Below are 9,517 nucleotides of genomic sequence, written 5' to 3'. Positions count from 1 at the left end.
CATGAAGTCTCTACTTTCCCGCCTGGCATTGGCGGTCGGCCTGGCTGCGCCTGTGTTGCTGGCCCACGCCGATGATGCGCAGGTCAAGCAGGGCGAATACCTCGCCCGCGGCGCCGATTGCATGGCGTGCCACACCGCACCGGGCGGCGCGCCCTATGCGGGTGGTCTGCCGATCGTTTCGCCGTTCGGCACGATCTACGGCACCAACATCACCCCGAGTAAAGAGCACGGCATCGGCCTGTACAGTGATGATGAGTTCTTTGCCGCGCTGACCGAAGGCAAGCGCCGCGATGGCGCAAACCTGTATCCGGCGATGCCGTACACCTCATATCACCTGATGCCCCGTGCAGACTCCGACGCGATCCATGCCTACCTTAAAACCATCGAACCGATCGAGCGTGCAGCGCCGGTCACCAGCCTGAGTTTCCCGTTCAACGTGCGCCTGGGCCTGATGGGCTGGAACATGATGTACGGCAAGGACGTGAAACTGGAGCCTGGCGAGGGCAAGAGCGAAGCCTGGAAGCGCGGTCAGTACATGGTCGACGTGCTGGGTCACTGTGGCGAATGCCATACGCCGCGCGGCTTGCCGGGTGCGATGCAGCAGGACAAGCGTATGACCGGCGGCATTCTCAACGGTTATCTGGCGCCGAGTCTGTTGGCCACTGACCTGGCGGCCCGTGGCTGGAATCATCAGGACCTGAGCTCGTTCCTCAAGCATGGCATGAGCGCCCAGGGCACGATGTTCAACGAGATGTTCCCGGTGTTCCACAACAGCACCCAGGGCCTCAGCGATCCGGATCTGGCAGCGATGGCGACTTTCCTGCTTGGTGATCAGCCACCAGCGGCGAAAGTGCTCACCGAAGTGCCTTTGGGCAAGCTGAGCCCAAGCGCTCAGCGTGGCCGTCAGGAATATTTGAATGTCTGCGCCGGATGCCATGCGCCGGGCGGCGAGGGCAAACCGCACATCGCCGTGGCCATGCGTGGCAACACCACGTTGCGCCTGGAAGATCCGCGTAACCTGGTGCGGGTGATCGACGACGGCATCGGTGAGCAGAAATTCTCCGGTTTTGAACACATGCAGCCGATGCCAGGGATCGCCGAGAAGTTGAGCGACGAGCAACTCACGGATCTGTTGAACTACCTGCGCCAGGGATGGGGCGGTCAGCCGAATGATCTGGCGGTGAACGACGTGCAGAAGTTGCGGGCCGATGCACCGCCGCTTGAGCACAAGGCGCACTGATATGCAGCATCTCGATCTGCAAGTCGTGCGCCGGGCGCTTGAGTGGTCGGCGGCCGGTCAGCGTATCTGGCTGTGTACGGTGCTGGCCACTTACGGCTCGGCACCACGCGCACCGGGTTCGCTGCTGGCGGTGAACACTGATGGACGCTGGGTTGGCTCGCTGTCGGGGGGCTGTGTCGAGGAAGATTTTCTCGAGCGAGTCGCCGAGGGCGCGTTTCTGCAGCCGGTCTGCGTTGTTCGTTACGGCGAAGGCGACGATCCGCGCTCCCGCGTCAGCCTGCCGTGTGGCGGGGTGCTGGATGTGCTGGTCGAGAAGCTTGACGCCGACTGCGAGGTGCAAGCGCATCTGCGCGAGCTGGAGTCGGCACTGTTGGGTCGGCGTCGGTTGATCCGCGAAGTGGATCTGCTCAGCGGTGCGCGCAGTCTGTTCGATGATCGCGAGCAGGGGCTGCGTATCGAGCGTGAAATCGATCGGGTGCGTGTGCGTGTCGGCGCGGCTCAGCGCTTGCTGCTGGCCGGCTACTCCAGTGTCGCTCAGGCTTGTGCAGAGTTTGCCGTGGGTCTGGGTTTCGAAGTGATCCTGTGTGACCCGCGAGACGAAGTGCTGGACGGCGTCGTGCTGGAAAACGTGGAGATTCGCCGCCAACTGCCGTCGGTGTTCATTGCCGATGGCGGCTGCCACAGCGACACAGCGGTGGTGGCCTTGACCCACGATCCGCGTATCGATGACCTGGCGATGATGGAGGCGGTGCGCACCGAGGCGTTCTATATCGGCGTGATGGGCTCCATGCAGACCTCGCAGAAGCGTTTCGAGCGGTTGCGGCGCATTGGTGGGCTGGGGGAGGTCGAGTTGGGGCGGATTCATGCACCAATAGGGCTGAACCTGGGCAGCAAGACGCCAGCAGAGATTGCCCTGGCGGTACTGGCGGACATCCTGCGGATTCGTAGCGGTATCGCGCGCGACCGGTTGTAAAGCATCGCCATATAAAAAGGGGCCGCACATAGCGGCCCCTTTTTGCATCTGTCGGTCACACGCCGAGCTTGTCCCGCAATCCGTAGTACCAGGCACCCAGCGCCGCGAACGGGGTACGCAGCATTTGTCCGCCTGGGAACGGGTAGTGGGGCAGGTCGGCAAACGCGTCAAAACGCTCAGCCTGGCCGCGCAGGGCTTCGGCCAGAACCTTGCCCGCCAGGTGCGTGTAGGTCACGCCATGGCCGCTGCAGCCCTGGGAATAGTAGATGTTGTCGCCCAAGCGTCCGACCTGAGGCAGGCGCGACAGGGTCAGCAGGAAGTTGCCCGTCCACGCGTAATCGATTTTCACGTCCTTGAGCTGCGGGAACGCTTTGAGCATCTTCGGTCGAATGATCGCTTCGATGTTCGCCGGATCCCGCGCGCCGTATACCACTCCACCCCCGAAAATCAGGCGCTTGTCGCCGCTGAGGCGGTAATAGTCGAGCAAGTAGTTGCAGTCCTCGACACAGTAGTCCTGAGGCAGCAGGGCCTTCGCCAGTTCTTCGCCCAGTGGCTCGGTGGTAATCACTTGAGTGCCGCAAGGCATCGACTTGGCGGCCAGTTCCGGCACCAGATTGCCCAGATAAGCGTTGCCGGCGACGATGATGAACCTGGCTCTGACCTTGCCTTGTGGTGTGTGCACGACCGGGGTGGCGCCGCGCTCGATGCGTACGGCCGGCGACTGCTCGTAAATCGTTCCGCCCAGGGACTCGACCGCTGCCGCCTCTCCCAGTGCCAGGTTGAGCGGATGGATATGTCCGCCGCTCATGTCGAGCATGCCGCCCACGTATTGATCGCACGCCACCACTTCGCGGATGCGGTGTTGATCCATCAACTCAAGTTGGGTGTGTCCGAAACGCTCCCACAGGCGCTTCTGGGATTCGAGATGACCCATCTGTTTGGCGGTCATGGCGGCGAACACGCCACCGTCTTTCAGATCGCACTGAATGTTGTATTTGGCGACGCGCTCACGAATGATCCGGCCACCTTCAAAGGCCATTTGCCCCAGCAACTGAGCCTGCTTGGGGCCGACCGTGCGCTCGATCACATCGATATCGCGGCTATAGCTGTTAACGATCTGGCCGCCATTACGCCCGGACGCCCCGAAACCCACCTTGGCGGCCTCGAGCACCGTGACCTTGAAGCCGTTCTCCAGCAGGAACAGGGCAGAGGACAGCCCCGTATAACCGGCGCCAATCACACAGACATCGGTCTCGACGTCATCCTGCAACGCCGGGCGCGGCGGAACCGCATTGGCCGATGCGGCGTAGTAGGACTCTGGGTAGGGGGTGTTCGCCATCCTGCAGCCTCTGTTTAATATATTTTACGAGTGCGTTGATCCTACCCGAGTTGAAAATCGGCCGCCAGCCACCCGGAAAATCTTCTTCGTACCCGTGAAATTAAATATTTTGCATATTCATAGGGTTAGCTCGAAAAAAGGTGTTGACACCCCTCCGGAATTCCGTAGAATGCCGCCTCACAGCAGGCACGTAGCTCAGTTGGTTAGAGCACCACCTTGACATGGTGGGGGTCGTTGGTTCGAGTCCAATCGCGCCTACCAAACAAAATCCGCTCTGCTGGGCGGTCTGGAAGGGCTCACCGAAAGGTGGGCCCTTTTTTGTTGTCTGCCATTTGGAAAGACGTTGGAAGCGATTCGGGAAAACGAACCGTTTTTCAAGGGTTCAAGTCAGCCGTCACCTTCATGTAAGTCACTTCATCATTCCTCTGCCAAGCCTGATAGTGCTCGGTCGTTTTCACGTCGGCGTGCCCCATCAGGCCCTGAATGTATTCCTGCTCAAAACCTTGTTGCTCGTACAGCCAGGAACCGAGTGCGCGGATTTCGTGGAAAGCAGGGCGCTCACCGGCCGGCAAATCTTCGTTGGCCTTCGAATCGTCCCACGCCTGGGTAAGCGATTTGGTCGGGTACTCCGACGTCACTGCGTTCCAGTGTAGCTTGGTGTTCAGTTGGGTGCGTTTACGCGCCTTCGGCGAGTGGTTTTGCGTCTTCCCGGGGCCCCGACTGCCGTTCACCGGCGGGCTGTATGTGGATTAGTGGTTTACGCTGTAAAGCAGGCAACGTGAGAGTGCAAACGGTCTCTCATCATGGATGGATCAAAATGAAGCTGATTTTGGTTGTGCTTGTTGTTGGTCTGCTGGCTTGGAAGTTTTCCCCTGAATTACAGTCCTGGGCTGAGGCACAGCAGTCGAATCCAAAAGGAACTTCTGCAGTCGCGACTGCACCGAAACCCGTTTCGGCCCCATTCAAATGTGATGGACGCAAATATTGTTCGCAGATGACCTCGTGCGTAGAGGCCAAGAACTTTCTGCAAAATTGTCCAGGGGTGAAAATGGACGGCGACAACGACGGAGTACCCTGTGAGACGCAGTGGTGCGGGTGACTATTCGCCGTTCATCGGCAGGCTCAATGTTAATTTTGTTCAGCTTTGAGTTCGGGACACTTGGCGCTGCTCTGGGTAAAGTCAGCATCGCTCGCCCGGCCTGGTGTGTTTCAGATGGATTACTGAATGGCCAGCAACTGGTCAGGGTGGGCACCAATTCAGACAGGATGAAGGCGATTGGCTGAGCAATTCAGCTAGCGTTTAATTGTTCGCCTCGCCGGTTGCTTTAAACGTAGCTCCCCTCCTGAAGTAGTTGACGGCGTGATCGCCTTGCCGCTGGCGATCTGCGGTTGTCAGTCCAGCTCGACACCGCCGATTCAAGCGGCGACTGTCCAGTGCCAGTCAGTGGCGGCGCCAGCGGCGTGGTTCATGAAAGGGCGCGCACCCAACTTGCCCTGGCGCATGTTCAACGAATTCTCACTATCACCGATAGCCTGCGATCAAGGACAGATTGCGCTGGTCACTTGTCAGGCGAGCGTGAGAGAAGTATCAACCGCGAAATGGATACAGAGGGAGCCGATCTATATCTCCATATGCCTCGCGATGTAGTGGTTGAGGTGACTGCCATTTTCAACTCATTCCTGGGCGAACCTCCCGAAATTCGTTTGATAGATAGTCGCATGTCCCTGTGATATCGGGCATCAATCAGGATGCATTACTTGGGGGCAGTAACAACGATTTCTTGCTGGCTGAAAAAGTTATCTCCCTTGGTAACTTTCTTGAATTTTGCTTGTGGTCCACTGAGGTGCATGCGCAACCCTTTATAGTTACCAAGTTCCTTGTTTAACCTTGCAAGGGCTTCTTCATCGCTTGCAACGCGTTCAGTTCCATTTGCCGATAAGTCCAGCACTATGCATTTCGTGGGGAGTAGTCGTTTTATCAGGCTTCTTGTCGCTCTTGTGGGGGGATAGCGATTGATTCAGGTAGGCGCCATTAACGAAGGGGTCTATAGGCGTTCTCGTTTTCTTCTCTCATCTTTAACGTTTTTCAGGCGCCAAATATTTGAACTTCTGCAGTTGTTCGAAAAGCGATTGACCTTAGTGCGATTTATTCATACGCGTCATTGCGATCTCAGCCATAAGTAAGAAAACGTCCAACTAGAACAAGTGGCGAGGAGTACTGCAGCCCGATAAAAGTCAAAATACTGACAACAAAAAACAGTCACACTCTCCCTATTAAGTCGGTGATATATCATGATCAAAATCATGGCCTACTTTTTAATTGGAGCTGTAACTGCAGGATGCAACGGCATCGTTAAACCCGACTTTTCGGGGCCAACTAATGATTCATATTTTCCAGTCTATTCGGGCTTCCCTGTGCCGTATCTATACATGGCCTCGGCCGTGCAATGGAACGAGGACTACGCCGTAACCACCCGCCACACTCCGTTCATCCCCAACGTGAAGTACAGTTGCAGCACAGGCTGCGATCTCGTCTTCATCCAGCACAAGGCCAACGGCCACTACCCATCATGGCGCGCACCGCGTGTGGGCGAGAGCATAACTGCCGCTGGGGCGAGTCCTTACCTCATGACCGCTGCGGGGAAAGGCAGGGTGTATCAAACGCCGTTCATCAATGCCGATGAACACAGCGGTGATCTCTATGGCATCCACGATGCCCCGCTGGTCAAGGGCATGTCAGGTGGGCCGGTCCTCGCCAGCGACGGCTGTATTGTCGGCATCAATGTCGGCTTCTACTCAACCACACTGAACGATGTGAGCGATCACCCCGGCGTAAAGGGGGCTGAGAGGATCAGTATCTTCATTCCTTACTCGATCATTCAGCGCGAGTGGGGGATGTTGCAGGCAAAACTTAACGATCCGCACGGCGCGAAGTACGTGGTGAAGTAACTTTCAGCTGTCAAACAATGAGTCGTCGTGACTGACAAGCAAGATCCACTCTGCTGGGCGGTCTGGCTCATGCAGAGCCGCGCCCAAGGTGATCTTCAGGTGGACAGGGTTTCGTAGCCCTGGGTCTTCCCGGGCGATACTGTCAGCGTGTTTTTTCCATATTGATCCGGTGAGAGGCGCCTGCTTTGCGGGTGCCTTTTGTTTGGTTCAGTCCAATAGATGGGGGTGGCTCAGGCACCGACCTCCGTACCGGATTCGACGAGATGTAGTGGCATTTTGATTGCTCGTGAGCTATTTACTTCTATGGCCGGCATGGAGCCGGGTCAAGGAGATGAAATGGTCACTGATCGCGAAATTGCACTTGAGCAAGCGCTTGCAGCAATTATTGGAGCGGCCATCGCCAGCGGGCTTGATGTAAAAAGCCTGATGGACAACGCGGCAGCCGGCCTGCTTGGAAATGCTTCATACCGCTGGGTTGGGCATCCGCATGTGTCAAACGCCCTTCAAGTGATGATTGATGCTTATGCGCAGGCATCGGGCACCATGCCCCCGCAGTAACTGAAGGTTCAGGTTTCAATACCCGCCATGGCGAACTCTTCGAGCTGACGCGACCACTTTGCCTTAGCGAAGATTTCAGGTTGCGACATGCTGGCAATGCGGACTGATTCTTCGGCAAGTGCGGTGGCGAGATTGATCAGGCACGTCGACTCCGCCTCCTGCCAATCCTTGAGTCAGCCACAACTCAGCAATCTGGCGCCGCCCTCCGTGACCTGAAGCGACAGGTGGAGATGCCAGGTTGTGGTGTACAGCTATGCTTTCAGCACTATGTTCAAGAAATGGATTTCACTATGAGCAGCGTAAGAAAACCGACACAGCGAGAAATCTCCGATGCCCTGGAACTTAGCGAAATCGAGGTCGCGTTATACGTTGCAGAGGTAGAGGAAAAGGTCGATGGGGCAGGGCACTGGATCTTTTTCAGTGCATCAACGCCTAACGACATACTGTTCTGGCTCAGGGTCGGTAACAACCTGATGCTTGAAACTGATGCCATAAACCTCCTCTGGACAAAACAATCACCAAGTATCGCTCGGTAGGTCTGCGGGCTCGCGCGCCAGCTCGACCAGGCTCTGCAGGTGAAACGACTGCGAGACCTTTTCCGCAATCTCATAAGGTGTCGTGACAAAGCGAATCAGGGGCGCTGCAGCAAAAGTCCAACTGCACTACGTCCGCGAGATTTTGGGCTGATTCCGGGCCAGTTGTGATGCGGCGGGTGGGAGCCAGGCAACAGATGATTGCGTGCAGACGGCATGTTCCATTGCCAGCGCTGAACCCGCTTACCTGTTGCCGGATGCATCGATCAGGGTGTCGCCTGCCTCATGAAAGGTCAGAGCGAGAAACCCGTCGCATGAGCAAGATGGCCCTCCTGCGTTCCAGCGATCAGGTGCATTGGGATGTTCTGCTGTACTTCAATGGACGGTACCTCGAAGCTCCCTACGATCTGGAGGTGTCGTTCGCTCGGTTCGGTCGACTCTGCTGCCTTTTCCTTAGCCATTCTCGCGTGGTTCATTGCGATTTCGTTGAGCGTTGACACGTTACATCTCCCGGTGACTGACCAAGCGTATCGCTGGAGTCCTTAAGCATTGGTTGAATGGCTGCGGCGTCAGAATCATGTCGTTCCGGCGCGACTACGCGCGTACTTTGCAATCCTCAAGCCACGGATGCGAGTGATTTCTTCGTTGGATTTTCGCAGGCGACGAATGGCGGGTCACTGTGGGCGATAACCCGGTTTCTTTGTCATTCCGGCGTAAACTATTAGTGCTGCCTCATTGAAAGGAGCCGCCCATGAACGCCGATCAAATCATCAAGCAGGCATCTGTGGACAAGACTGTTTGGGATCAATACTTCTGCGCTGCATTGATTGCCGAAAGCAATTTGACTGCCCCGGTTGTTGGTGGGGCTACTCACGAAGACAGGCAAAACCTGTTGATCGAGAGGGCCAAAACCCTTGCTGACAAAATGATGGAAAACCGAAGATAAACAGAGCCCAGCCACCGCGCTGGGCTCTTTGCATGCGGGGTTGTGCTCCGATGCGGGCAATGTGCGTGTTGCGGTTCAGGCGATCAGCTCCACCTTGCCGCTCGCCAGGCGATAGATACCTCCCACGATCTTCAGCATGCCCTTGCTCTGCGCATCGGTCAGCAGGGGCGAGGCCTGTTTCAGGCTGTTGACAGAGTTTTTGACGTTCTGCGCGGTGGCGTTTTCCATCAAGCTCCCGGGTTGCTTCAGCACTGTCTCGATAGCCGACTTGAGTGCATCAGTCAGTTTGGGGATATGGCCTGGGAATACCGTATGATCCTTCACAGCCTTGATACCTGCCTCGATGGCGCCGCAGCTCTCATGCCCCAGTACGAGAATCAACGGGGCGCCCAGTACGGCAACCCCGTATTCAAGACTGGCCAGGCCTTCCGGAGTCACGAAGTTGCCCGCGACGCGGATGGCGAAAAGATCGCCGCGCGCGGTGTCGAACGCGTATTCCGGGGCGATCCGCGAGTCAGAGCAGCTCAGTACTGCCACGAACGGATTTTGGCCGGATACCAGGGCCTCTCGCTCAGCCTTGAAATCATGCGTTGTGGAAGTACCGCTTACATATCGTTCATTGCCCTCCATCAGTCTTTTCAGTGCCATATCGGGACTGATTACGTTTTGAGGTTTTGGTGGGGCTGACGCTTTTTCGGCTGCCTGGATGATCTGGCCGGGCAGTGTGCCGGTCAGCAGCAGGGCGCCTGCGCTCAATCCGGCAAATTGAAGAAAACGACGACGGCCTGTTGTGTTTGAAGCAGAGCTTGAATCACATGATTTACACATGATTTTGTTTACTCAGTTCAATGAGGTGAGAGTGAGTTGCTGTTGGGGGCTGGTACTGCCGCGGATGCACAATACCAGCGCAGTGGAGTCTAGTTGGTCTGTCATATTGTGTTCCGGGCATTGTCCGCAGTTGCCGTGCAAGCAGCCATTT

At 56.9% G+C, this 9,517-nt stretch carries 12 protein-coding genes and 1 tRNA gene; 8 read left to right on the top strand and 5 right to left on the bottom strand.

The genetic code is table 11. The features are described 5' to 3' along the window. The first annotated feature begins 1 nt into the window (after position 1). Both CAF65_RS13115 and CAF65_RS13110 read left to right on the top strand, forming a co-directional pair. On the top strand, positions 2-1,240 hold the full coding sequence (locus tag CAF65_RS13115) for a cytochrome c (protein WP_085716650.1): 1,239 nt from the start codon (positions 2-4) through the stop codon (positions 1,238-1,240). A 1-nt stretch (position 1,241) separates the two neighbouring features. After that, entirely contained in the window at positions 1,242-2,213 is a 972-nt protein-coding gene (locus tag CAF65_RS13110; protein ID WP_085716649.1) for an XdhC family protein, read from the top strand. Positions 2,214-2,268: 55 nt separating this feature from the next. Here CAF65_RS13110 and CAF65_RS13105 read toward each other — a convergent pair whose 3' ends face one another. Next, entirely contained in the window at positions 2,269-3,552 is a 1,284-nt protein-coding gene (locus CAF65_RS13105) for an FAD-binding oxidoreductase (RefSeq protein ID WP_085716648.1), read from the bottom strand. Positions 3,553-3,736: 184 nt separating this feature from the next. Between CAF65_RS13105 and CAF65_RS13100 the strand changes: the two genes are divergently transcribed. Continuing rightward, positions 3,737-3,813: transfer RNA gene (locus CAF65_RS13100), tRNA-Val, on the top strand. Between the two features lie 113 nt (positions 3,814-3,926). On the opposite strand, the gene CAF65_RS13095 is transcribed toward CAF65_RS13100, so the two are convergent. Further along, entirely contained in the window at positions 3,927-4,190 is a 264-nt protein-coding gene (locus CAF65_RS13095; protein ID WP_085716647.1) for a tyrosine-type recombinase/integrase, read from the bottom strand. Between the two features lie 179 nt (positions 4,191-4,369). Here CAF65_RS13095 and CAF65_RS13090 point away from each other — a divergent pair, with 179 nt between their 5' ends. Next, positions 4,370-4,651, top strand: a complete 282-nt coding sequence (locus CAF65_RS13090) for an excalibur calcium-binding domain-containing protein (RefSeq protein ID WP_085716646.1) — start codon at positions 4,370-4,372, stop codon at positions 4,649-4,651. A gap of 655 nt (positions 4,652-5,306) precedes the next feature. On the opposite strand, the gene CAF65_RS27940 is transcribed toward CAF65_RS13090, so the two are convergent. Then, positions 5,307-5,501, bottom strand: a complete 195-nt coding sequence (locus CAF65_RS27940) for a hypothetical protein (RefSeq protein WP_143492101.1) — start codon at positions 5,499-5,501, stop codon at positions 5,307-5,309. Between the two features lie 343 nt (positions 5,502-5,844). On the opposite strand from CAF65_RS27940, the gene CAF65_RS13080 reads away from it, so the two are divergent. The 3 genes from CAF65_RS13080 (at position 5,845) to CAF65_RS13070 (ending at position 7,595) form a co-directional block, all read left to right on the top strand. Then, entirely contained in the window at positions 5,845-6,501 is a 657-nt protein-coding gene (locus tag CAF65_RS13080; RefSeq protein WP_085716644.1) for a trypsin-like peptidase domain-containing protein, read from the top strand. A gap of 336 nt (positions 6,502-6,837) precedes the next feature. Beyond that, on the top strand, positions 6,838-7,059 hold the full coding sequence (locus tag CAF65_RS13075) for a hypothetical protein (protein ID WP_085716643.1): 222 nt from the start codon (positions 6,838-6,840) through the stop codon (positions 7,057-7,059). 290 nt (positions 7,060-7,349) lie between these two features. Next, positions 7,350-7,595, top strand: a complete 246-nt coding sequence (locus CAF65_RS13070) for a hypothetical protein (RefSeq protein ID WP_085716642.1) — start codon at positions 7,350-7,352, stop codon at positions 7,593-7,595. Positions 7,596-7,885: 290 nt separating this feature from the next. Here CAF65_RS13070 and CAF65_RS13065 read toward each other — a convergent pair whose 3' ends face one another. Continuing rightward, positions 7,886-8,092, bottom strand: a complete 207-nt coding sequence (locus tag CAF65_RS13065) for a hypothetical protein (protein ID WP_085716641.1) — start codon at positions 8,090-8,092, stop codon at positions 7,886-7,888. 251 nt (positions 8,093-8,343) lie between these two features. Here CAF65_RS13065 and CAF65_RS13060 point away from each other — a divergent pair, with 251 nt between their 5' ends. Next, on the top strand, positions 8,344-8,538 hold the full coding sequence (locus CAF65_RS13060; RefSeq protein WP_007993363.1) for a hypothetical protein: 195 nt from the start codon (positions 8,344-8,346) through the stop codon (positions 8,536-8,538). Positions 8,539-8,613: 75 nt separating this feature from the next. On the opposite strand, the gene CAF65_RS13055 is transcribed toward CAF65_RS13060, so the two are convergent. Then, positions 8,614-9,366 (bottom strand): carbonic anhydrase, encoded by a 753-nt coding sequence (locus CAF65_RS13055; RefSeq protein ID WP_085716640.1) that lies wholly within the window; start codon positions 9,364-9,366, stop codon positions 8,614-8,616. Positions 9,367-9,517 lie beyond the last annotated feature (151 nt).

The organism is Pseudomonas sp. B28(2017) (assembly GCF_002113025.1).
Classification (GTDB): Bacteria; Pseudomonadota; Gammaproteobacteria; order Pseudomonadales; family Pseudomonadaceae; genus Aquipseudomonas.
This window is presented reverse-complemented; position numbering and strand designations above follow the sequence as displayed.